Annotated in this window: 26 protein-coding genes; 8 read left to right on the top strand and 18 right to left on the bottom strand. The window is 63.6% G+C overall.

The genetic code is table 11. From position 1 onward, the window contains the following. Window positions 1-121: 121 nt before the first annotated feature. Both ACP2YO_RS22155 and ACP2YO_RS22150 read right to left on the bottom strand, forming a co-directional pair. Window positions 122-427 (bottom strand): hypothetical protein, encoded by a 306-nt coding sequence (locus ACP2YO_RS22155; RefSeq protein ID WP_426442692.1) that lies wholly within the window; start codon window positions 425-427, stop codon window positions 122-124. Beyond that, window positions 402-626, bottom strand: a complete 225-nt coding sequence (locus ACP2YO_RS22150) for a hypothetical protein (protein WP_426442691.1) — start codon at window positions 624-626, stop codon at window positions 402-404. Before ACP2YO_RS22150 ends, ACP2YO_RS22155 begins: the two co-directional genes overlap by 26 nt. Before the next feature lie 176 nt (window positions 627-802). On the opposite strand from ACP2YO_RS22150, the gene ACP2YO_RS22145 reads away from it, so the two are divergent. Then, window positions 803-1,507 carry a hypothetical protein gene (locus ACP2YO_RS22145; protein ID WP_426442690.1) on the top strand — a complete coding sequence of 235 codons (705 nt, stop codon included), beginning with the start codon at window positions 803-805 and terminating at the stop codon, window positions 1,505-1,507. 313 nt (window positions 1,508-1,820) lie between these two features. Further along, window positions 1,821-2,576, top strand: a complete 756-nt coding sequence (locus tag ACP2YO_RS22140) for a DUF2061 domain-containing protein (RefSeq protein ID WP_426442689.1) — start codon at window positions 1,821-1,823, stop codon at window positions 2,574-2,576. Window positions 2,577-3,195: 619 nt separating this feature from the next. Here the strand turns inward: ACP2YO_RS22140 and gcvA are convergent. Continuing rightward, window positions 3,196-4,098: a transcriptional regulator GcvA gene (gene gcvA / locus ACP2YO_RS22135; protein WP_426442688.1), complete on the bottom strand. Its 903-nt coding sequence runs from the start codon at window positions 4,096-4,098 to the stop codon at window positions 3,196-3,198. Window positions 4,099-4,343: 245 nt separating this feature from the next. Here gcvA and ACP2YO_RS22130 point away from each other — a divergent pair, with 245 nt between their 5' ends. Both ACP2YO_RS22130 and ACP2YO_RS22125 read left to right on the top strand, forming a co-directional pair. Further along, window positions 4,344-4,796 (top strand): PaaI family thioesterase, encoded by a 453-nt coding sequence (locus ACP2YO_RS22130; protein ID WP_426442687.1) that lies wholly within the window; start codon window positions 4,344-4,346, stop codon window positions 4,794-4,796. Next, window positions 4,793-6,049 (top strand): MFS transporter, encoded by a 1,257-nt coding sequence (locus ACP2YO_RS22125; RefSeq protein WP_426442686.1) that lies wholly within the window; start codon window positions 4,793-4,795, stop codon window positions 6,047-6,049. Before ACP2YO_RS22130 ends, ACP2YO_RS22125 begins: the two co-directional genes overlap by 4 nt. A gap of 60 nt (window positions 6,050-6,109) precedes the next feature. Here ACP2YO_RS22125 and ACP2YO_RS22120 read toward each other — a convergent pair whose 3' ends face one another. From ACP2YO_RS22120 to gatC, 8 genes are all read right to left on the bottom strand, one after another. Further along, window positions 6,110-6,376 (bottom strand): hypothetical protein, encoded by a 267-nt coding sequence (locus tag ACP2YO_RS22120; RefSeq protein ID WP_426442685.1) that lies wholly within the window; start codon window positions 6,374-6,376, stop codon window positions 6,110-6,112. Between the two features lie 846 nt (window positions 6,377-7,222). After that, window positions 7,223-7,717, bottom strand: coding sequence for a hypothetical protein (locus ACP2YO_RS22115; RefSeq protein WP_426442684.1), 495 nt, complete (start codon window positions 7,715-7,717; stop codon window positions 7,223-7,225). A gap of 233 nt (window positions 7,718-7,950) precedes the next feature. After that, complete coding sequence (gatB, locus tag ACP2YO_RS22110; protein ID WP_426442683.1) at window positions 7,951-9,435, bottom strand: Asp-tRNA(Asn)/Glu-tRNA(Gln) amidotransferase subunit GatB; 1,485 nt, start codon at window positions 9,433-9,435, stop codon at window positions 7,951-7,953. A gap of 162 nt (window positions 9,436-9,597) precedes the next feature. Further along, on the bottom strand, window positions 9,598-10,959 hold the full coding sequence (locus ACP2YO_RS22105) for a patatin-like phospholipase family protein (RefSeq protein ID WP_426443286.1): 1,362 nt from the start codon (window positions 10,957-10,959) through the stop codon (window positions 9,598-9,600). A gap of 156 nt (window positions 10,960-11,115) precedes the next feature. Continuing rightward, entirely contained in the window at window positions 11,116-11,406 is a 291-nt protein-coding gene (locus tag ACP2YO_RS22100) for a hypothetical protein (RefSeq protein ID WP_426442682.1), read from the bottom strand. A gap of 3 nt (window positions 11,407-11,409) precedes the next feature. Continuing rightward, window positions 11,410-12,882: an Asp-tRNA(Asn)/Glu-tRNA(Gln) amidotransferase subunit GatA gene (gene gatA / locus ACP2YO_RS22095; RefSeq protein WP_426442681.1), complete on the bottom strand. Its 1,473-nt coding sequence runs from the start codon at window positions 12,880-12,882 to the stop codon at window positions 11,410-11,412. Next, on the bottom strand, window positions 12,879-13,106 hold the full coding sequence (locus ACP2YO_RS22090) for a hypothetical protein (RefSeq protein WP_426443285.1): 228 nt from the start codon (window positions 13,104-13,106) through the stop codon (window positions 12,879-12,881). Before ACP2YO_RS22090 ends, gatA begins: the two co-directional genes overlap by 4 nt. Before the next feature lie 84 nt (window positions 13,107-13,190). Further along, complete coding sequence (gene gatC / locus ACP2YO_RS22085; RefSeq protein WP_426442680.1) at window positions 13,191-13,478, bottom strand: Asp-tRNA(Asn)/Glu-tRNA(Gln) amidotransferase subunit GatC; 288 nt, start codon at window positions 13,476-13,478, stop codon at window positions 13,191-13,193. Between the two features lie 389 nt (window positions 13,479-13,867). Here gatC and ACP2YO_RS22080 point away from each other — a divergent pair, with 389 nt between their 5' ends. Next, a complete protein-coding gene (locus ACP2YO_RS22080) occupies window positions 13,868-13,996 on the top strand; it encodes a hypothetical protein (RefSeq protein ID WP_426442679.1) in 129 nt (42 codons plus the stop codon). Here ACP2YO_RS22080 and ACP2YO_RS22075 read toward each other — a convergent pair. Both ACP2YO_RS22075 and ACP2YO_RS22070 read right to left on the bottom strand, forming a co-directional pair. Beyond that, a complete protein-coding gene (locus tag ACP2YO_RS22075; protein ID WP_426442678.1) occupies window positions 13,993-15,072 on the bottom strand; it encodes an NAD(P)H-dependent flavin oxidoreductase in 1,080 nt (359 codons plus the stop codon). The two genes, ACP2YO_RS22080 and ACP2YO_RS22075, sit on opposite strands and share 4 nt — an antisense overlap. Before the next feature lie 18 nt (window positions 15,073-15,090). Beyond that, on the bottom strand, window positions 15,091-16,065 hold the full coding sequence (locus ACP2YO_RS22070) for an NAD(P)H-dependent flavin oxidoreductase (RefSeq protein ID WP_426442677.1): 975 nt from the start codon (window positions 16,063-16,065) through the stop codon (window positions 15,091-15,093). Between the two features lie 105 nt (window positions 16,066-16,170). Between ACP2YO_RS22070 and ACP2YO_RS22065 the strand changes: the two genes are divergently transcribed. The 3 genes from ACP2YO_RS22065 (at window position 16,171) to ACP2YO_RS22055 (ending at window position 18,661) form a co-directional block, all read left to right on the top strand. Next, window positions 16,171-17,061, top strand: a complete 891-nt coding sequence (locus ACP2YO_RS22065; protein WP_426442676.1) for a LysR substrate-binding domain-containing protein — start codon at window positions 16,171-16,173, stop codon at window positions 17,059-17,061. A 188-nt stretch (window positions 17,062-17,249) separates the two neighbouring features. Beyond that, window positions 17,250-17,732 (top strand): Holliday junction resolvase RuvX, encoded by a 483-nt coding sequence (gene ruvX, locus ACP2YO_RS22060; RefSeq protein WP_426442675.1) that lies wholly within the window; start codon window positions 17,250-17,252, stop codon window positions 17,730-17,732. Window positions 17,733-17,734: 2 nt separating this feature from the next. After that, a complete protein-coding gene (locus tag ACP2YO_RS22055; RefSeq protein ID WP_426442674.1) occupies window positions 17,735-18,661 on the top strand; it encodes an AEC family transporter in 927 nt (308 codons plus the stop codon). On the opposite strand, the gene ACP2YO_RS22050 is transcribed toward ACP2YO_RS22055, so the two are convergent. The 5 genes from ACP2YO_RS22050 to ACP2YO_RS22030 form a co-directional block, all read right to left on the bottom strand. Next, window positions 18,658-18,948 (bottom strand): CPBP family intramembrane glutamic endopeptidase, encoded by a 291-nt coding sequence (locus tag ACP2YO_RS22050; protein WP_426443284.1) that lies wholly within the window; start codon window positions 18,946-18,948, stop codon window positions 18,658-18,660. The genes ACP2YO_RS22055 and ACP2YO_RS22050 overlap by 4 nt on opposite strands. 32 nt (window positions 18,949-18,980) lie before the next feature. Next, window positions 18,981-19,400: a hypothetical protein gene (locus ACP2YO_RS22045; RefSeq protein ID WP_426442673.1), complete on the bottom strand. Its 420-nt coding sequence runs from the start codon at window positions 19,398-19,400 to the stop codon at window positions 18,981-18,983. Window positions 19,401-19,462: 62 nt separating this feature from the next. Continuing rightward, on the bottom strand, window positions 19,463-20,233 hold the full coding sequence (locus ACP2YO_RS22040) for a CPBP family intramembrane glutamic endopeptidase (protein ID WP_426442672.1): 771 nt from the start codon (window positions 20,231-20,233) through the stop codon (window positions 19,463-19,465). A gap of 10 nt (window positions 20,234-20,243) precedes the next feature. After that, window positions 20,244-21,887, bottom strand: a complete 1,644-nt coding sequence (locus ACP2YO_RS22035; RefSeq protein ID WP_426442671.1) for an acyl-CoA dehydrogenase family protein — start codon at window positions 21,885-21,887, stop codon at window positions 20,244-20,246. Window positions 21,888-21,992: 105 nt separating this feature from the next. Then, window positions 21,993-22,454 carry a hypothetical protein gene (locus ACP2YO_RS22030; protein ID WP_426442670.1) on the bottom strand — a complete coding sequence of 154 codons (462 nt, stop codon included), beginning with the start codon at window positions 22,452-22,454 and terminating at the stop codon, window positions 21,993-21,995. Between the last annotated feature and the right edge of the window lie 22 nt (window positions 22,455-22,476).

Genomic DNA, 22,476 nt, shown 5'->3' with positions numbered 1-22,476 from the left:
CCATCGCCCGGTAGAGGCGCCATCTTCCTAACCGATAAGCCATATCGAGCCTCGTTCCATCTCACCGAGGATTCAATGGACCTCGCCAGCCATCGTTCCACCAATACATCTGGAGCCGTCGCTAGCCCTCCTTCAAGATCGATTTCACTTGCGGTTCTGGCCAAACCGCGCCCACCGCAATGACGCGAACCGGCCCGCTCTCGCTGAGCAGCACATTCGAGTGCACTTCGTCGTCAACTCTCAGCAATGTCAGATCCGTTTCGGGCGTCCAGCCGAGAGTGACGTCAATGTCTCCCGGAAAAATCTGCCATTGCGAACCGTCCTCAAGCTCGACAAGGTGACTCTCCGAGTGCGATCGAATCTTCATCGCAGGATGTAGCCGCTCACGTTCGGAAAAGAGTTCACTTTTGGCTCGGCGCTTGAGCATTGGCGTTCTTCGGATCGGGTTTGTTCGCTTCGTGGTGGCCAATTACGCACCCTGCGGCCGCGCCCAACTTGCCGTGGCCGGCCATGTGACCGGCCACACCACCGACGACAGCTCCCTTGATGCAGCCCTTGGCATCAGCGCCGGCCACCGAAGCCGCTGAAATAACCACCGCAACAGCCGCTGTGATAATCAACTTCATGATCGTCCTCCGATTTCTGAATCTGAGGATCAATGCCGATACAGCCACTGGGTTCCGCAGCCACATCGGCTGGAGGAACGTCGATCATTTGACCGCGTTGGGATGGCTGTCGGCGGTTGGGGAGCGCCGGCCATCAACGGCGTCCCAGCCGGGTCCCCACGCCTCCGGATTTGCCAATGAATGTATCTTGGGGTGACGTCAACAACGTTCGGGAGCCGGGAGATTATCCGTTCCGTGGCGGTACGCTTACCGTTACAGTTGCCGAAATTGCGATCTGGAAGAACGACCCCAACGTGCTGTTTGAGTTGATGTGCAAGGCTCCTGTTGAAGGCAGCCCCGTTGAAGATCCGAGCCGTTATGTACTCGGCAAGGAAGTCGATGAAGGCAGGACGCCGCGCGCGGAGCACTTGTTCTATACGAGCAGCAATGGCGATTCATGGTCCCTGGTGCACGACCCTGCAACCGGCGCGAAAGTTGTCCTACATCGTGCCAATGCCGCCTCAGGCAGCCACGCCTCGCACATCGAGATAGAAACGTTCCTCTCAGGAAGCGCCAATGGACCGGAGCATCAAGCGCTCCGTAAATTGTTTCAAGCCAGTGCGCAAACGGCAACGATTCTCATCGTCTACGACATTCACCCGGCTCAAGGGGCTGCGTACCGTGAATTGGGCGAAACGATAAAATCATTGGGCGCCTGGTGGCATCACCTCGAGACGGTGTGGATTGTACAATGCGCAGAAACGCCGGATGAAATTCGAAATCGGCTGGAGCGGTTTCTTGGATTTGACGACCAGTTACTCGTTATTGATATTTCCGGCGATACCGCGACCTGGGCAGGTGTCAACGACAGCGGCAGCAGCTGGCTGATCGAAAACGTCTAGCCATGCGACGGCCCGCGACGTGAGCTTAGGCGCCGCTCAAGATGAGCGAGCCGTTCGGCCTAATCATGCGCAACCCTGCGCATACGGAAGTAGTGCACGGCAATCACGCCGGCAAATATGACGACATTCAAGAGCATGGTATGCCTCCTTCCGACAGGAAACGCCCAGGTTTTGGAGCTGTTCCTTGCTTGAGGCCCTTGAAGGAGCCGCGCTTGGGGCCCCCCCGGATCACTGACCTACCGGGACAGAATACGACATTTTTCTTACACGCAACGTGGCTACCGTCCGGACCGGAGTCGCCGAGGGTCAGGCCATGAAGCAATATGTGACTGTAGGGCTGGCAGTCATCGCAGGAGCCGCCCTGATCGAGGTGGCGCTCGTTCCGGGCTTGCTGATCGGCGGCGTAGCCATGCTCGCACCGAGCTTCCTGCCGAGTTGGTCTCGCCGGAAGCGAAAGTCCGGGGCGATGTCGCGCCGGGAGCGGGCGCCCGCAGCCTCTTTTCTGAGCCAGCTTCCTGTCAGGCTGCCGCAATCCATCAGGCTGGCGCAAACGCTGCTGCCGCGGTTGGTGCTCGGACGGACAGTGGCCAAGACCATCACGTTCCGGATCATCGTCACGAGCCTCGACTTCACCACGAACTATCTGGTGATCGGCGAACTCGGCACCGCGGCCGGTCTTTCATCTTTCAACCTGGTGGCCGGCCCGCTGTTCTATCTGGCCCATGAAGCCGCCTGGAACTACCTGAAGTCCTCCGACACCGCCGTCGACCTGCCCGCGGTTGCCTCGCCCGCAGGGAACCCTCAATCAGCCGGCGAAGCCGGCATCAGGATCAGTCGCGCACTGGCCAAGACGATCACCTACCGGACGATCGCAACCGTGGTGGACTTCACCACCAACTATGTGGTGGTGCGCAACGTTGCCGAGGCGACGATCCTGTCAGCCAGCGGCTTCATACTCGGTCCCTTTGTCTATTTCGGCCATGAAAAGGCTTGGGACTATTTCACAGCGCGAGCCGAGCGCGCGCCTGATCTGCCGATGGAAACCAGGCTGCTGCCGGCTCCGTCGTGATCTCAGTCTCGCGCGGCCTGGGGATATGTCAGAGGTCGAAGTCCAACAGACCCAGAATATATCCGAACGTGAAATCCAATCCGATCGCGCCTACCAATATCGCTAGAATCAGCATCTTCTCGGTCATCACTGCCTCCATGCGCTGGCATGAACTGTCTTACTGGTATGGTTAATGGACCGTTGCCAGGCGCTGAGTGCCGCCCCCATTGGTCCAGCCGACATCAACCGCCACCACGGGTGGACGCGTCGAAATTCCTGTTTTCCTCCGGAGGGATAGGCCTCCAGCCAAGCGACGTGGACCATCCCGGCGGTGCCGCATCCGGGCTCGGGCGCACGGTGACATGTTGACGCACGCGGTGCCGATGAGCCCTCGCTGCGTCAGCAGCGACAGACCATAGCGTGACGAACAGGCCCAGGGCCAAGACAAGACGCATCGCACGCGCTCTCCGCCATCATAAGTGATGCGTCGACCGCAGGACCGCAACTTGCCGCGGTCTCACGGCCGGTCACATCGGCGGGATCAGCTGAAGCCATCAGGCGGCCCGCGCGACCCTCAGCGGCTGCTGGATCAAACAAAAAGCTAAAGCGCGATGACGATTCAACCTAATCTCATCGCGCGTTAGCGGTCCGCATGGACCGATTGGGCGATCGGACCCAATATCCATTCCCTGAACGCCGCGATCTTCGGCAGCCCCTGTCTGTTGTCGGGACAGACAAGGTAATACGCGAACTCCTCCATCTGCGCCGTTGCCAGCAGCTGGATCAACTGTCCGCTGGCGATCTCATTCGCGACCATCGCCGCCGGCAACAGGCCCGCGCCCTGCCCCGACAAGACCGCTGTCAGGAGAAGGCCCGTGTCGTCGAACGATGGTCCGCGCGGCGCGCGAACTTCCTCGACGCCGTTGCTCTGAAACCACAGGCTCCATCCCTTGCGATCGGCATCATGCACCTGCGGCCAGCGCGCGAGATCAGCGGATGATTTCGGCCGTCCGAGGCGCGCGACGAGCGACGGCGCAGCCACCACCACCATCTCAACGGTGACCACGCGGTCGCTGCGCAGACCCGGATAGCGGCCGAGACCATGACGAACCGCAACGTCGATGCCGCTGCGCGAAAAATCCACCAGTGCGCTGCTGGTGCCGATCTGCAGATCGATCTCCGGATGCACGTCCTGAAACGAGGCCATGCGCGGCACCAGCCAGGCCGATGCAAAGAACGGCGTGACACTGACCGTGAGCACGCCGGCATCGGTTGACGCGGCAACACGCCGCGACGCCTCCGCGATCTGGCGAAACGCGTTGCGGATCGACGGCAGATAGTCGCGCCCGGCGTCGGTGAGATAGATGCCGCGCGGCACCCGCTCGAACAACCTCACACCGAGATGCGCTTCCAGCGTCTTGAGCATCTGGCTGACCGCGCCCGGCGTCACGCACAACTCCTCGGCCGCGAGCTTCACCGAGAGATGGCGAGCGGCGGCCTCGAACGCTTTCAACGCGTTCAGCGGCGGAATCTTGTGGTCCATGATTTAGATTTTCTAAGGCAACCAGAGCAGTAATCCTGGTTTGCGGTTCCGTGAATCCAAGTGCTTCATGAGCGTATCTCGCCAGTTCGAACTGCGTCAATCGAAGAACCCTGCACGATATTGATTAGATTTCCTATTTCATGTGGAGCGTTCCCCGTTCACCGCAGAAGGCATTGATGGAGCGACGGCATGACCGAGGTTTCAAGCAATTCCACCTTCCACCGTCCGGCGGTGGGGGCCGCGGCATGAGCGCGCTGGTCGATCGGATCAACGCATCGCAAAAGAGCAGCCTGCCCGGCGTGCTGGAGTTTCGGTGGATGGAGGTCGAGAAGGGCCGCGTCCGCGGCCGCTTCGATGTCAGGGCAAAGCACTTCTCGCCGCATGGATTGCTGCACGGTGCGACCATCGTCGCACTGGCGGACTCAGCCTGCGGCTTCGGCTGCCTCGCGTCCTTGCCGAAGGATGCAACCGGCTTCGCCACCGGTGAACTGAAAACCAACTTCATCGGTACGGTCAGCGAGGGGATCGTGAGCTGCGAGGCACGCCTCGTTCATGCCGGGCGCACGACCCAGGTGTGGGATGCCGAGATCCGCGGCGAGGCCACGGCCAAGACCCTCGCGCTGTTCCGCTGCACGCAGATGCTGCTGTACCCGCCCGGCGAGCCCGCCAATCGCACAATGCCATCGGAGCGGTCATGAGGAATCCTGCTGTGACCACCGATCATCCAAAAGCAAAAGCGTTCTACGGCTGGTTCGTCGTGGCGGCCGCCTTCGTCGTCACATTCGTCGGCTTTGGCAGCGCCTATACGTTCTCCTCGTTCGTCGAGTCGCTGCAACGCGATTTCGGCGCCTCGCGCGGCTCCGTGTCGCTGGTGTTCTCCTTCGCCGGCTTCCTGTATTTCGGCCTCGGCGTAATTTCAGGTCCCCTCGCCGACCGCTGGGGTGCGAGAAACCTTGCCGCCCTCGGAATGGGGCTGGTCGGTCTCGGCCTCGTTCTGGCGAGCGAGGCGCAAACCATCGTTCAGGTCTATGCCGCCTACAGCATCGGCATCGGGGCCGGCGTCGGCTGCGCCTATGTTCCGACGCTAGGCGCCGTGCAACGCTGGTTCGTCAAGCGGCGCGGCTTCGCATCGGGGCTGGCCGTCAGCGGGATCGGCGTCGGAACGCTGGTGATGCCGCCGCTCGCGACCTGGCTGATCGCAAACCTCGGATGGCGGGACGCCTACCTCGTGCTGGGCATCGTGGCCCCCGTCGTCGGCATCGGATCATCGTTGCTGATATCGGACGATCCGCGCCGCCATGGCACCGGACCGGACGGCGATCCGCTCGACAATTCAAGCGCGCCTGTGCGCCGAGGTGTCTCGATCCGCGATGCAGTGCGGACGCTCCGCTTCGCCGGACTTTACGCCGCGTGCCTGATCAGCGCCTTCGGGGTGTTCGTCCCCTTCGTGCATCTGGTGCCCTATGCCGTCGATCATCAGGTGGCGCCCACCGCCGCGGTGTTGCTGCTCGGGATGATCGGCATCGGCAGCACCGCCGGCCGCTTCTTTCTCGGCGGCATCGCCGACCGGATCGGACGGGATACGTTCCTCATCGCGATGTGTGTCGGGATGGCCATCTCGCTCACGATCTGGGCGGCGGCAGGCGGCTTCTGGTCGCTGGCGGTCTTTGCACTGCTGTTCGGCGTGTTCTATGGCGGCTGGGTCGCGATCCTGCCCGCCGTGGTCACCGACCATTTCGGCGGCCGCAATGTCGGCGGCATCATCGGCATCCTCTACACCAGCGTCGCGATCGGAACGCTGCTGGGCCCGAGCGCAGCGGGCTTCGCATTCGACATCAGCCACAGCTATTTCATTGCGGTGGCGATCAGCGCCGCCGCCAATTTCGTCGCCGCTCTCATCGCGGTGGCAACGATGCGGACCGGCTCACCGATTGCTTCGGCGGTGCCATGACGGTCGGCGGCCTGCTGTGCTGTGGCGAGGGGCCGAAGCCCGCCACGCCAAAAATCTTGGTTAGTGCGTCGTCATCCAGGTGCGGGCTTCGCGCTGGGCGGTGGCGATCTCGACATCCGACATCTGCTCGGCGATTTCGCGGCGCATCGCGATCGCTTCAGTGCGGCCCTTCACGGCGGCGAGGTTGAACCACTTATGGGCGGCGACCAGGTTGACCACGCCAGAGCGGCCGCTCGCCCAGTAAAGGCCGCGCTCGAACAGCACGTCCTGGATCGCAGTTGCCGCAACCGGGATGGCGGTGTCCTGATCGATGAAACCCTGAAACATTGTCGCAACTCCCCTTTTTGTTGTTGGCCGCCCTCCCCCGAGCGCGGCCCCCGTCCACTGTTCAAATCGCCTCATTCCCCGCGCTAATCCTTCGGATTATGCGCCGCGCTGATCCTTGATCATGCGCTCGCCGTTTGCCGGCTTGTTGGGATGATCATGGCCCATCAAATTTGAAGAGCGGTTTAAGCATCGCGATGAACAGGGTGTAAATTCGCGGTGCGCCCGGCAATTCCCGGAATCGCAAAAGTGGCTGCGCCACAGGCATTTCCTGGCATTCGTGAACGCCGGTTTACCCTTGCGCTTCGGACTACGATAACCATTGCAGGCAAAGACGGCGTGGCCGGTCTCGGCCATCGTCTCGGGCAATCGGGTTCGGAGTTGACGGAAAGGTCGTCAGGAGCGGCGAGCGGTCCAAGGTTCCGGCGCCATCTGACGTTGCGCAAACGGGAAGCGAGACCAACCGGCTTGCCGACAATGAAGAACAGATTAATGGAAAAACAGGCGCCGGGCGCGGACTGCGCGGGCCGCCGGAACGAGGGCGTCGGCGAACACGTCAGGACCAGATCTCACTTGGGCATTTGCGCCGGTGAAATTGCGGAGCCAGACCGGATCCGCACCGAACGAAGAAAGCTCTTGCTTCTTCTGCCGGACCGATCTGGGAGAGCGAGCCTTTTTTTCAAAAGCAAGCCTTGCCCGAATTCGATCCAGCCGTTTGACCTGATGTCTCGCCGACACCCTCTTTCGTCAACCAGAGCCTCGGGAGACCTCGCCTTGCGGCAGTCCGCCCGGTGGCTCTCGTGACGTGCCGGCATCAAGCCGCCGGCAATCCTCTCGAGCCGAGAAGAGTTACTTCTTCTTCTTGGCGACCTTGCGGGTCTTCTTCGCAGTCTTCTTCACTGCCGACTTCGCCTTCTTAGCCTTCTTTGCCTTCTTAGCCATGTTGCCCTCCAGTATGTGTGAGATGGCTCTACTTCGCTGCGTGCATTCGGGAATCGAGATGCACACCCATCCCGAATACACCAACACATCGAAAAAAACAGTGTCCCGCTTAAGGAAGTGTTGACGCAGTGATGCGCAAGCGCGCCGCGCGCGTCGTCGAATAATTCGACGACGCGTTGGCGCGACGATGCAAAAAGTGCAGCCACCGCCGACATCGACGTTTGTCAACGTCGCAGGAAAGGCTTGCGCCACAGGCATTTCCTGAATTCGCATCTTGTCGATCGACGCGCGATCGTCATCGTCGTGAGTCGATGCCGCGACCGAAAAACGCGTCGGCACGGACGCTGAGTCGTAAAATTTGGCAATGAAAAAAATTTCGTGGGTAAGCCGTTTTCGCCCCATCGGCGGTCGCCAAAACCGGATTTCCGGACGAATCGCGGTCGGAGCGATTCGGTCGCGACGGGCGTCATCGCGACGATGAAGGGGAGCGTGTGAGGCCAGATCACGTCACGCGCATGCGCGCGCGACGACACCGAGAGGCGCGACAAAGACGACGCATGGGCACGATCCGGAAAAGTCGGCACCGGTTTTCCGGAGCATCATGCTCCAGGGATAACGTCGTCTTCCGTGTTCGCTCAGATGCCGAGCTTGGACTTCAGCAGGTCGTTGACCGCCTGCGGGTTCGCCTTGCCGCCGGACGACTTCATCACCTGGCCGACGAACCAGCCGACCAGTTGCGGCTTTGCCTGGGCCTGCGCGACCTTGTCCGGATTGGCCGCGATGATGTCGTCGACCACCTTCTCGATCGCGCCGAGATCGGTGACCTGCTTCATGCCGCGCGCCTCGACCAGCGCGCGCGGATCGCCGCCCTCCTGCCAGACGATCTCGAACAAGTCCTTGGCGATCTTGCCGGAAATCGTTCCCTCGCCGATCAGATCGACGATCGCGGCGAGTTGCCCGGCCGACACCGGCGACGCCGCGATATCGCGGCTCTCCTTGTTCAGCCGCCCGAACAGCTCGTTGATCACCCAGTTGGCGGCGAGCTTGCCGTCGCGCGCTTTGTCGGCGAGGCCGGACAGCACCGTCTCGTAGAACTCAGCGCTCTCGCGCTCGGCCACCAGCACGCTCGCATCATAGGGCGAGAGACCGAAGCCCGTAGTAAACCGGGACTTCTTCTCGTCCGGCAGTTCCGGCAAGCCCGCCTTGAGCTCGTCGACGAAAGCCTGGCTGAATTCGAGCGGCAGCAGGTCCGGATCGGGGAAGTAACGGTAATCGTGCGCCTCTTCCTTCGAGCGCATCGAGCGCGTTTCGCCCTTGTTGGGATCGAACAGCCGGGTTTCCTGGTCGATGCTGCCGCCGTCCTCGATGATCTCGATCTGGCGCCGCGCCTCGTACTCGATCGCCTGGCCGATGAAGTTGACCGAGTTCATGTTCTTGATTTCACAGCGGGTGCCGAGCGGACCACCCGGCTTGCGCACCGAGACGTTGACGTCGGCGCGCAGGCTGCCCTTTTCCATGTCGCCATCGCAGGTGCCGAGATAGCGCAGGATCGAGCGCAGCTTGGTGACGTAGGCCTTGGCCTGCTCGGCGTCGCGGATGTCGGGCTTGGAGACGATCTCCATCAGCGCGACGCCGCAGCGGTTGAGGTCGACATAGGACATCGTTGGTGACTGATCATGCAGCAACTTGCCGGCGTCCTGCTCGAGATGCAGCCGCTCGATGCCGATGGTGACGCTGCGGCCGCCGTCGAATTCGAGCACCACCTCGCCCTCGCCCACGATCGGCGACTTGTACTGGCTGATCTGATAGCCCTGCGGCAGGTCCGGATAGAAATAGTTCTTGCGGTCGAACACCGAGCGCAGATTGATCTTGGCGTTCAGGCCGAGGCCGGTCCGCACCGCCTGGCGGACACACGCCCCGTTGATCACGGGCAGCATGCCTGGCATCGCGGCATCAACCAGCGAGACGTGGCTGTTGGGCTCGCCGCCAAACGCGGTGGATGCGCCCGAGAACAGTTTCGAGTTCGAGGTAACCTGGGCGTGGATTTCCATGCCGATCACGACTTCCCAGTCGCCGGTCGCGCCTTTGATCAGTTTATGGGGTGCGGCAGGAGCGTTCATGGATCTAGGTTTCCGGACATATTGGTTATCTGGGATGGATTGGGCTTCGCGCAACCAAAAGCGGCCGTCAAGTCGCTCTGAACGATGAATTGTCGCGGCCCAAAGCGTTTTCGAGCGAAGTGGACACCGGTTCGCGTGAAGAAAACGCGTCAAAACAAGAATCTACAGCCCGCGTCGGAACGACTGGTAGGCCTTGCTCTGCCGCAAGGCATCAGCGCCGCCGGCGATCAGCTGGTCGACCTGCTCCGGCGGCAGCGAAAATCGCGTCGGGATGGCGTTCAGGATGCCGGCGCGCTCGGGGCCGAGCTGCTCGAAGCTCAGCCGCTCGACATAGAAGGTGACGTCGCTGCATTTCCAGTTCGCGCCGACGCCAAGCCGGGCGCGATCCGCTGCCGACAGGCCGCAGCGCCAGCGCTTCAGCTTGCCGTTCCAATCATTGGTCAGCGCCGAGAACGCCGCGTAGCTCGAGCGCACGCTGGAATCGATCGCGGTATCGGCTGCCGCTGACACCAGTTCGATGCCGGTCGGCCCCTCGATTGTCTGCGCGAAATCCCCGGAGATGCCGCGGCCGGCGTCGACCACCAGAAACATGATGCGATGCAGCTTCGCCGCCTGCCGCTCGTTCAGCGGCTCGTATGGCCGCTGCGCCGCCAGCAGCCCGATGCTGATGCCGGACAGGCCGTAATTGTCGACGAGGCCGCCATCGAGCAGCTTGACGTAGCGCATCGAACCGTCGCGGTAGCGCGCCTGAGCTTCGGCAAACGAGCGCAGCAGCGGCTGCGCATTCGGATCGTTGCGCACCCGCTCGAGCCATGGCGGCAACGGCGCCTTGCAGCCGCCGGGATAGGTCTGCAGCACGATCGGCGCGAACGCCAGCGGCACTGCCGCTGATGCCGCCACTGCTTCCGCGACGCGATAGGAGCGGATGTCGCTGCACAGCGCGTCGAAGGTGGTCTTGCCAAACACGAAGGGCGTGCGGTTGTAGATGTCGGAGGCGTTGATCCAGACCCGCGGCCTTTGATCGTCGGACAGAGCATCGAAACGCGCGCCGTTGAACAAGTTACGATCGAGCCAATCGGTGAACTGGCTGTCGTTGACGCCGCCACTCAGCGCACGTCCGATATTTCCGAGCGAGATCTGGGTCTTCAGTCCTTCTTCGGCATTGCGCAGCAGGAAGCGTTCGCGGAAATCGTCGAGCGCGGCGCGACGCTTCAGGCCGAAATAGGCGGCGGTGACCGAACCGCCGGAGACGCCGGAAACGAAGTCGACGCGGTCGAGCAGCGTCTTGCCGCCCGCTGCGCCAGACCGCGCACGATCGAGTTCCTGCAACACACCGAAGGAGAACGCCGCGGCGCGCGTGCCGCCGCCGGAAAACGAGAGCGCGAGCAGGGAGTCGTCCTGATAATCCGGAATGTCGCGGGCGCTGTCATTATCGGCGAGCGCCGCGCCTAACGGCACATTGCCGGGCAGATTGTAGACGGTCGCACACCCCGCAAGGCCCGCCGCCACCACGGCCACCAGCATCGCTGACAGCCATCCCCCTATGCCCGACCCACGCACGACTATTCTCTTGCCCGCTGGGCCCCCGCCCCTGAGTTTGCCAGCCTATCACGGGCAATCCGGGCGGCGGCATGGCGGGCGAAACAGGGTTAATGATCACGGTGCCCGGCACCGGCGCATTCATGCCCGATGTGCCAGCAGCGCGGCAACGATGCGCTCCCACTCCACCTTGAGCGTGTCCTTTGCCACAGGCTGCCCGGCCTGGCGATACCAGTAGCCGGCGTTGCCGGGATCGCCCTCGACCCGATGCAGATAGGCGTGCACCCAAGCGGAGTTTGCGTCGCTCTCGTCCTGCACGATCCTGTGCGCCCGATCCCAATCACCCTTGGCCGCCCACCACAACGCCTTAAGCGGCGGCGACAGCGTCGTGTCCGGCGCGGCATCAGCGAGACTGGCGCGGAACTCCGTCATCGCTCACCACCATTTCGGCGGTGTGAAGTGGCCGGCCGCCTGCTCGATCACAGCGCCGAGCGAGAACAGCGTCTCCTCGTCGAACGGACGGCCGATCAGTTGCAGGCCGAGCGGCAATCCTTGCGCATCCATGCCCGACGGCACCGCGATGCCGGGCAGGCCCGCCATGTTCACGGTCACAGTGAAGATGTCGTTGAGATACATCTCGACCGGATCGGCACCCTTCTCGCCGATACCGAACGCTGCCGACGGCGTCGCCGGCGTCAGGATCGCGTGCACGCCCTTGGCGAAGCAGTCCTCAAAATCCTTCTTGATCAGCGTCCGCACCTTTTGCGCGCGCAGGTAATAGGCATCGTAATAGCCCGCCGACAGCACATAGGTGCCGATCATCACGCGGCGGCGCACCTCAGCGCCAAAACCTTCGGCGCGCGTGTTCTCGTACATGTCGATGATGCTCTTGCCCGGCTCGCGCAGGCCGTAGCGCACGCCGTCATAGCGCGCGAGGTTGGACGAGGCCTCCGCCGGCGCCACGATGTAATAGGCCGGCAGCGCGTATTTGGTGTGCGGCAGCGACACCTCGACGAGCTCGGCACCGGCTGCCTTCAGCCATTCCGCGCCCTCGCTCCAGAGTTTTTCGATCTCGGCCGGCATGCCGTCGAGGCGATACTCCTTCGGGATTCCGATCCTCATGCCCTTCACGGACTTGCCGATCACGGCCTCGTAATCCGGCACCGCGAGATCGACCGACGTCGTGTCCTTGGGATCGTGGCCTGCCATCGAGCGCATCAGAATCGCGGCGTCGCGCACGCTGCGCGCGATCGGGCCGGCCTGGTCGAGCGAGGAGGCGAATGCGACGATGCCCCAGCGCGAGCAGCGGCCATAGGTCGGCTTGATGCCGACGGTCGCGGTGAACGCCGCCGGCTGGCGGATCGAGCCGCCGGTGTCGGTTGCGGTCGCGCCCATGCAGAGCAGCGCCGCCACCGCTGACGCCGAGCCGCCGGACGAGCCGCCCGGCACCAGCGCGGTGTTGGAGCCTCCGCGCCGCCACGGGTTGGTGACCGGGCCGAAGCACGAGGTCTCGTTCGACGAGCCCATTGCAAACTCGTCATTGTTGAGCTTGCCGAGCAGCACGGCGCCGTCGCGCCAGAGCTGCGACGTTATCGTCGACTCGTAGGACGGGATGAAATTGCCAAGGATCTTCGAGCACGCCGTGGTTCTGATATCGCGGGTCGCGAACAGATCCTTGATGCCGAGCGGGATGCCGGCCAGAGGACCGCCCTCGCCCTTGGCGATTTTCGCGTCAGCGTCCTTTGCCATCTCGCGCGCGCGGTCCGGCGTCGGCAGTACATAAGCGTTGAGCAGCTTCGCGGCCTCGATCGCCCCCAGATGGGCGTCGGTCAGCTCGAGCGCGGTGAAAGACTTGTTCGCCAGGCCCTGACGGGCCTCGGCGATCGTCATCGATGTCAAATCAGTCATTTATTGATCGGGCTGCAAAAGAACGGAGACAGGGTCTTGTCGTTGGCGGGATCGTCCTGCCGGGCTTTATTTTCTTTCGCCCGCGCCGCGTCGAGCGCCTCGAGCTGGTCGAGCACAGCATCGATCGCCTCATTGGGATCGGCGGCCTTGCCCTTCCGCTCCATCACGTCGAGGAAGTCCATATAGGCCTTGTAGGCTTTTTCATCGTCGCAGAGCAGGCACATCGAACCGTCGTTCCAGCTTCTTGTTTGACGCGTTTTCTTCACGCGAACCGGGATCCACTTCGCTCGAAAACGCTATGTCAGACGTTACTCGACCACCTTCGGCACCAGGAAGAAATGGTTCAGCGTGTCGGGCGCATTCCTGACGATGGCGTCCGCGATCTCGCCATCATTGACCACGTCGGCGCGCTTCTTCATCTCCATCGGCGTCACCGAGGTCATCGGCTCGACGCCATCGACGTTCACCTCCGAGAGTTGCTCGACAAAGGCCAGCATCGCGTTCAGCTCCCCCTGGAGATGGGGAACTTCGGCGTCGCTGACCGCGATCCGCGCCAGATGCGCGATGCGGCGGACGGTCGTGGCGTCTACGGACATTATATAGGGTCCTAAGGCTTAAAGGTCAGGCTGCGGTATAGCAGAGGCCGGTTTTGCACTGCAACCGCAGCAGGGCGATCTTTGCGCCCTGCCGGAACGATCAGGTGCGGTGAGCAGTTGATCTCCCAGAGCAAAATCCCGCGACGAAACCACTTTGGACTGCCGACGCAGTCGTCCTGAAACATTCGCGGCGCGTACTTGCTCCAAAGAAGAATTTGGAGCGCGTCATGTCAACCCTCGAAAGCAGCCCCCGATCGGAAGGCTGGGACCCTGCCCTTTGGTCGATCGGCACGGTGCTCGGTATCGCGATCCTCTACGTCGCCTGCCTGGTCTAAGCTAGGCACACAACCCCCGTGTCCCAGGCAAAAGTTCTGCAGGAAAAGGCAGAAATGTTCGAGCGCCGCGCAGAAAGCGCCGCCGACCCGATCTCCAGGCGACATTACAAGGAAATGGCCGCGCATTATCGGACGCTCGCCGCGGAGCATCTGGAGATCAACCGCGACGAGCCCGCTCATTAGGCCCGAGACAGCGCGGTCATCCGCACCAGCGCAGCCCCCGCCAGCGCCCGCGTCAGTTCGGCTGCGGGCATCTCGCGGCCCATACGAATCGCCTGGCCAGCCCAAAGATTGGTGAAATCGACCCTGCCCTGTTTTTCGGCAGCCGCCTTCAGCGGCCCGAGGGCGGTTGCGGCATGCGGAAAGTCAGGCGCATCGGATGAGATCGGCCCAACCTCGCGCATCACGCGGTTGGCGACGCCGCGCGCCGGCCGGCCGGTCATCACGTTGGTGATGACGGTGGAATCGTCCCACGCCTGCGCCAGCGCGACGCGGCCCTGCGCGCTCACCTTGGACTCCGGGCAGCGCAGATAGGCCGAGCCGATCTGCACGGCGGAGGCGCCGAGCGCGAAAGCCGCCGCGATCCCACGCCCATCGGCGATGCCGCCGGCAGCGACGACGGGCAGCTTCACCGCATCGACCACCTGCGGCACCAGCGCAAAGGTTCCAGGCTGTTCAGCGATGTTGTCGGTCAGGAACATGCCGCGATGGCCGCCAGCCTCCGCGCCCTGCGCGATGATGACATCGGCGCCGTTCTCCTCGAGCCAGATCGCCTCCTTCACGATGGTCGCCGACGCCATCACGATGGCGCCCGCGGCCTTGACCCGCTGCAGCAGCTTTGGCTCCGGCAGGCCGAAATGGAAGCTCACGACCTCGGGCTTCAACTCCTCCACCACCGCGCAGAACGCAGCGTCGAACGGCGCGCGGTTGGCGGCATTGATCGGTGCATCCGGATCGAGCCCGTGCTCGCGATAAAAAGGCGCCAGCCGCTGCCGCCATTTGGCCTCGCGCGCGGGATCGGCGTCGACCGCCCTGTGGCAGAAGAAGTTCAGGTTGATGGGCGCGGACACCCGCTGGCGGATGATGTTGACCTGCTCCCGCGCCTTCTCCGCCGACAGCATCGCGCAAGGCAGCGAGCCGAGCCCGCCGCCCTGTGCAACGGCGATCACCAACTCCGCGTCCATGACGCCGGCCATCGGCGCCAGCACGATCGGGAATTCGGTCTTGAAGAGGTCGATCAATCGACGGTCTGGCCACATGGTGCGTCTCGTGCGGTTTCAGGCGACAGAGGAAAGAGAGTTGCGCCGGCCGAGCAGGCTCTGCTCGGCCTCGGCGACGATGCGGCCGACGATCTCGGCTGCCGGAGGAATATCATGGATCAGGCCGGCGGACTCGCCGGCGAACACGGCCGCAACATCGAAATTGCCGGCCGCCTTCGCCGCTGCATACTCCATCGCCACCTCGTCAGCCCGCTGCATCAACTCGATCTCGCGGCCGTTCCATCGGTGCAAATGATCGTTGATCAGCGAGCGTGCCGTGAATGGCGCAGGCCACATCAGCTTGCGCGACCAGTCGAACACGACGCCGCGCACGGTCTCGCCGCTCTTGGCTGCACATATCAACTGCTTCGCCTGCTCGGCGCCGTCGGCTTCGATACTGGCATAGAAGCGCGTCCCCATCAGCACACCGGACGCCCCGAGCATCAGCATCGCGGCCAGCCCGCGGCCATCCGCGATGCCGCCGGCGGCAACAACGGGCACGCGCCCGGCCGCGAGGTCGACGGTCGCGGGCACGATATCGATCGTAGTGCGCGACGCGCCGTGCCCACCGGCCTCGGAACCTTGCGCGATCAGGATGTCGGCGCCGCAGTCGAGCGCCTGCCGCGCCATGTCCTCGTCCTGCACCTGGCAGATCAGCAGCGCACCTGCCGCCTTGATGTCAGGAGCGAACGGCGCCGGATCGCCGAACGACAACATCACGGCACGCGCTCGGAGCGCGATATCGAGCAACTCGGGCTGCTTCGCGAGGCTCCAGGTGATGAAGCCGATGCCGAACGGTCGATCGAAGCCCTTTAATTTTGCGGTGTCGGCCACCAGCCGGTCCCGATCCCCGTAACCGCCGCCGAGGATGCCGAAACCGCCGGCCTCGCTGACGGCTCTGACCAGCCGAGTGCCGGAGATCGTGTCCATCGGTCCCAGCAGGATCGGGTGCTGGATGCCCAACCGTGCGGTCAACTCGGTGCTGACAGGCATGCGTTTGCTCCCGGTTCTGGACAGCAAGCCTAAGCAGGACTAACATTCTTGGAAAATGAATACTAGAGAACGCTGCCATCTCAAAAACGAAACGGAGTGGCTCCTGTGGAATTGACCGATCTCGTCACCTTTTCCACCGTCGCCCGGCTCGGTGGCATCACGCGCGCCACCGACGAACTCAACACCGTGCAGTCCAACGTCACCCAGCGCATCAAGGCGCTGGAAGCCGAGATCGGCACCGCGCTGTTCGAGCGGCACAGCCGCGGCATGACCTTGACCGGCGCCGGCCGCAGACTTTTGCCTTACGCGCAACGCATGGCGGCGCTCTCGCGGGAGGCCGTGCTTGCCGCGCGCGATGATGGCGAGCCGAAGGGCCCGCTCTCGATCGGCTCGATGGAGACGACCGCCGCGGTACGGCTGCCGACCCTGCTCGCCGATTTCCACCGCCGCTATCCCGCCGTGCGCCTGACCTTGCGGACCGCGCCGACCGCCGATCTGGTCGCCGCCGTGCTCGACGGCACGCTCGACGGCGCGTTTGTCGCCGGTCCGATCGAGCACGCCGAACTGGTCTCCACCGTCGCCTTCCACGAGGAGCTGGTCCTGGTCACCGCGCAGCGCTGGAAAAGCCTCGCCGCCTTGCGTGCCGGCACGCCGGAATCAGGCCCGACGGCGTTGGTGTTCCGCACCGGCTGCACCTACCGGCAGCGCCTCGAACAGGCGTTCACCGAATTCGGCTGGCCATCCGCCGCACGCTTCGAGCTCGGCACGCTCGACGGCATGATCGGCTGCGTCGCCGCCGACATGGGCGTCACGATGCTGCCGCGTACCGTGGTCGAGCGCGATCACGTCCAGCGCGACGTCAACATCCACAAGCTCAGCCCGCAGCATGCCCGGGTCGAGACGCTGTTCATCCAGCGCCGCACAGCGCACCAATACAGCGCCCTGCAGGGATTTGCCGCCTGCCTCGGAGAAGGCGAAGCGTCGGCTGCGGCGTGATACGGCCTCAACTTCACCTCTCCCATCGGGAGAGGTCGGCGCGTAGCGCCGGGTGAGGGCTTACGGCCCCTCGATGGAGCAAGGCCCCTCACCCGGATTGCATCTCACGATGCAATCCGACCTCTTCCCGTCGGGGAGAGGTGAAAGCTGACTTTGCGCTGCTGTCATCGCGGTGCTATGCGCAGGCCATGCTAGCCCCCATCCTTCCCCTGATCGACGCCGCAACGCACTGGCCTGAGCGCGGTGCCCTCATCGGGCTCGATCTCGGCACCAAGACCATCGGCGTCGCCGTCTCCAATCCGGACCGACGGCTCGCGACCGGCGTCGAGACCATCAAGCGCAAGGCCTTCAAGGCCGACGCTGCGCGGCTGCTCGCGCTCGCCGCCGAGCGCAACGTCGTCGGCTTCGTGCTGGGCCTGCCGATCAACATGGACGGCAGCGAGGGCCCGCGCGCGCAGTCGACCCGGGCGTTCGCGCGCAACTTCGCCGGCCTCACCCCGCTTGCGATTGCGCTGTGGGACGAACGGCTCTCGACCGCGGCGGTCGAGCGGGAATTGATCGGGATGGATGTCAGCCGCGCGCGTCGCGCCGAGGTGATCGACGAGCACGCCGCGATCTTCATCCTGCAAGGCGCGCTGGACCGGCTCACGAAGCTGCGCGGGGACCGCTGACGATGGCGGTAGTGGTTGCGGCGCTGTTGCCGGTGTTCCTGCTGATCGTGCTTGGTGTCATCCTGAAGCGCACGCTGATGCGGCTGGACACCCAATGGCACGGGCTGGAGCAGCTGACCTATTACGTGCTGTTCCCAGTGCTGCTGGTGCAGACGCTGGTGAAGGCGGATCTGACAACAGTGCCGGTCGCGGGCGTCGGTGGCGCGCTGCTGCTCTCGGCGCTTGCGATGTCGCTGCTTTGCCTCGCGCTGCGGTCACCGCTCGCCCGCGCCGGCGTCGACGGTCCGGCCTTCACCTCGATCTTCCAGGGCGCGACCCGCTGGCAGACCTATGTCGCGCTTTCGGTGTCGGGCAATCTGTATGGCAAGGTCGGGCTTGCGCTCGCCTCCGTCGCGATGGTCGCGATCATTCCGATGGTGAATGTGTTCAGCGTCGCCGTGCTAGCGCACTACGCTTCGTCCGAAAAGCGGTCGCCGGGCGCGATCGCGATGACGGTCGTGAAGAACCCGCTGATCTGGGCCTGCGTCGTCGGTCTTGCCGTCAACGTGACGCACATCCCGTTGCCGAAGCTCTGGCACAACGTCGCGGATGCGCTCGGCGGCTCGTCGCTGGCGATCGGCCTGCTCGTGACCGGCGCCGGATTACGCCTGGAGGGCCTGTTTCGCCCGAGCCTTGCCGCCAGCGTGGCGCTGGTGCTGAAGCTGATCCTGATGCCCGTACTGACCGTCACGCTCGCGGTGTGGTTCGGCATCACCGGCTCTAGTCTCGCGATCGTCACCGCCTGCGCGGCAGTCCCGACCTCTCCCTCTGCCTACGTGCTGGCCCGCCAGATGGGCGGCGACGCGCCCCTGCTCGCCCAGATCATCACGCTGCAGACGATTTTGGCGGCGATCACGATGCCGATCGCGATCGCTGCGGTTGGGCCTTAGGTGTACGGGCCTATCAGGAAAAGACTGAAGATGTTCATCGACGAATGAATCACCACCGTCAGCCACGTCGAATTGCCTCGCCACCGAAAGTAACCCAGTGCAAGGCCAGAGATAAAAATGCCAAACCGATCGAACCAACCGTACTGGGTGTGATTCAAAGCCCAAACCACGGATGTAAGCACGATGGCGCCAATTGGACCCAGGAACGATTGCGACCATCCACGAAACATGAAGCCTCGGATGACGAATTCCTCCATGATCGGAGCCGACAAACAGCCCCCGATCAAGAGGGTTAGCAAACCGACCTGCCCCTGAACGTTCAGAGTGGGAGCGACCCAACTCGTTTCCGTTCCGACGTAGGCACGAAATACCCCTCTACGATCAACGTGAACGCCATAATCGCAAATGCGAGAAAGAACTCTCGAGAACTGGGCCAATTCAGCGCCAGATACTCTGAAAACTCGCGATCGACTTTTCGTATCGCAATCCAAAGCACGATGATGGCCGCCGGACTTCCCACAATGAGAGCAGCGCCTTGCCAACGTCCCTCCAGTTCAACATGAGCAAGCGGGATCATCCCGTAATGCGCGACCAGGAGGACGGAGAGAACAACTGCGGCCGCCACGGCAAACGCACCGTAGGCAACAAGGCCAATAAGTGTCGTTTCCACGAAGTCCCATGTCCGCGGCGATTTTGCTGAAGCCGGGACCGGAGCATTGGCATTTTCGAAATTCGACATACGGATCTTTCTGCAACGTCGCAGCGACGGTGGGCTTGGCCTCTACCGACCACATGGGACGCTCAGCTCGCCAGCCACCAGGTCTGGATCGTCGCCGCCAGATTGTTCAGCGCGTGCAGCAGGATCGTCAGCCAGATCGAGCCAGTGCGATAGCGCAGATACCCGAACAAGAGCCCGATCGACAGCACCTCGCAGAGGAAGAACCAGTCGTACTGGAGATGCATCAGCGTCCAGACGACCGACGACAAGACGATCGCGCCATAGGGGCCGAGAAAAGATTGCGACCAGCCGCGGTAGAGCCAGCCGCGGGCGAACAGCTCTTCCCACACCGGCGCGGCGCCGGCGAATGCGATGACCAATAGCCACAGCGCGCCGTCGGCCTGCGCCGATTTCAGCACGTCGCCCATGAAACCGGGCGTCACATCGCGGCCGGCCAGGCGGGACACAAGATCCCAGGCCTCGACCAGGACCGCCAGCGCAACGATGCCGATGATCACATTCCTCCACGACGTCCAGCGCAGCCCGAGATAATCGGCGAAGGATATCCGCGTCGGGCGGATCGCGACCCACAGCGCCAGCAGCACCATCGGCAGGCCCGCGACGACCGAGAGTGAAATCGTCAAGCCGCTGGCGACCACATGGGTGAGAACGGCCACCGACAGCGGCTCATCCTGCCGCATCACGAAATAGACGATGACCGCGAGCTGGCCGAGGAACATCGCGGCGAAGATCAGCAAGCCCCACAGCGCGGTGCCCCAGAACTTCCAGACCCGCGGCGGACGCGGGGCCGGCTCGATGGTGGCGGGCGGCATTTCGGGATTGAGTGCGTCCATCAGCAGACCTTCATGGCAGCGCCCGCGCCAGCAGCGCGCGTGCGTCGTCCTCGGATAATTCCACCGCGCCGTACATGCCGGCGTGGTTTCCGGCAAGCCGCGTCGTTGCGAACAGTTCGGCGCTCCCAGGCGACACCTGGTTGAGCGCAGCCGTCGCTGCGAGCAACGCCAGCTTCTCGACCGCAAGCCGCGCGACGCGCTCGCCGTCGGCGCGGCGGAACGACTTGCCGATAAACCCAACAGCGTCCGCCGCGCCCGGCAGGCCCTTGGTTTCCTCGGCGAGCGTGCGCAACACCGCCAGCGCGGCATCGGCCTCGCGGCCGAGTGCGCGCAGCACGTCGAGGCACATCACATTGCCGGAACCTTCCCAGATTGCGTTAACCGGCGATTCCCGGAAATGGCGGGCCAGAATGCCGTCCTCGACATAGCCATTGCCGCCGAGGCACTCCATCGCCTCGTAGAGGAAGGCCGGCGCGCTCTTGCATATCAAGTATTTGATCGCCGGCGTCAGCAGCCGCATATAGGCGCCCTCGCCGGCGTCATCAGGCGCGCGGTCGAAGGCGCGGCAGAGCCGCATCACCAGCGCAACCTGTGCCTCGACATGCAGAGCCATGTCCGCGAGCACGCACCTCATCAGCGGCTGGTCGGCGAGATGCTTCTGGAACACGCTGCGATGCCGCGCGTGATGCAGCGCATGCGCGAGCCCCGAGCGCATCAGCCCGGCGGAGGCGATCGCGCAATCCTGCCGCGTCAACTGCACCATCTGGATGATGGTGCGGATGCCCTTGCCCTCCTCGCCAATCAGCTCGGCATAGGCGCCGTGGAATTCGACCTCCGACGACGCATTGGAGCGGTTGCCGAGCTTGTCCTTCAGCCGCTGGAAGTGAATGGCGTTCACCGAGCCATCAGGCGCGAAGCGCGGCATAAAGAAACAGCTCAAGCCGTCCTTGGCCTGCGCCAGCACCAGGAACGCGTCGCACATCGGCGCCGACATGAACCATTTGTGCCCGGTGATCCGGTAGGCGCCGCCGTCGCGCTCCGCATGCGTCATGTTGGCGCGCACATCGGTGCCGCCCTGCTTTTCCGTCATGCCCATGCCGAGCGTCATGCCGCGCTTGGTCCACCATGGCGCGAAGCTCGGATCGTAGGCGCGCGTGCCGATGACCGGCATCGTCTTCGCCAGAAGATCCGGCTGCGAGGCCAGCGCCGCGACCGAGGCGCGCGTCATCGTGATTGGGCAGAGATGACCGGTCTCGACCTGGGAGGCGATATAGAATTTCGCCGCGCGCACCACCTCGGACGCGCCGCCGGCCGGCTTGCCATCGGCGGTCCAGGTCGAATTGTGCACGCCGGCATGCGCAGAGTGCGCCATCAGTTCGTGATAGGCCGGATGAAACTCGACCTCGTCGCGGCGGTTGCCGTTTGAATCGAACAGAAGCAGTTTTGGCGTGTTCTCGTTGGCGAGCCTGCCGCGCTCCGCCGTGACAGCGGAACCCCAGTGCGTGCCGAAATCGGACAGCTCGGTCGCAGCCGCAGCCCCGCCATTGGCCGCGACCGCCGCAACCAGCGGCGCATCCGATGTGAACAGGTCGACATCCCAAAACGGCGGCGACTGGTTGAGGACCTCGTGGGTCGCGAATCGATCCTGCGTCATGGAAGACCGGTCTCTGATGTCCGGGTTCACGCGCCGGCGGCGCGACGGAATCGCGAGATCATAAGCCCGCCGGCCGGAGCCGGGCAGCGAAAAATGTGGCATCAGCTAGATGCTTCCATGCTTTGGTGCATGGCGACCAAGCCGGACGTCCAGCCAGTCGTTGGCGCGCGTCCTGTCGGCCTGCTTCCTTGAGGCCTGAACGGGAAAGATATCGCCTGCGCGCATCTCGCGGCCGTCGGGATAGGCCGCCATCTGAAGGCTCAACTCGTGCGCGGCCCCGTCAACCGGAGAGATATAGGCAAAGCGAACCTCGATCTTGTGCTTGACGGTGGCGCCCTGCCACTTCGGATGCATCTGCGCAGACAGCACGGCGAACCCGCAAGGCAACAGATCGGAGCTCCAGGTTTTCCCCGATTCAGCAACGTCGGACTTTTCGAGGTAGCATTGCTCCTTGACCTGGCTGATGCGGGCGTCGACCGGCCGGAAATTCACCCTCTTGTCGAACTCGTTGTAGATGTGAATGCTGGCAAGGCCCGCACAAACAATTCCAAAGAAGAAGAGCCGCATGCTCGGTTCTCCCCGCGTGCGC

Source organism: Bradyrhizobium genosp. P (assembly GCF_049949265.1).
Taxonomy (GTDB): domain Bacteria; phylum Pseudomonadota; class Alphaproteobacteria; order Rhizobiales; family Xanthobacteraceae; genus Bradyrhizobium.
This window is presented reverse-complemented; position numbering and strand designations above follow the sequence as displayed.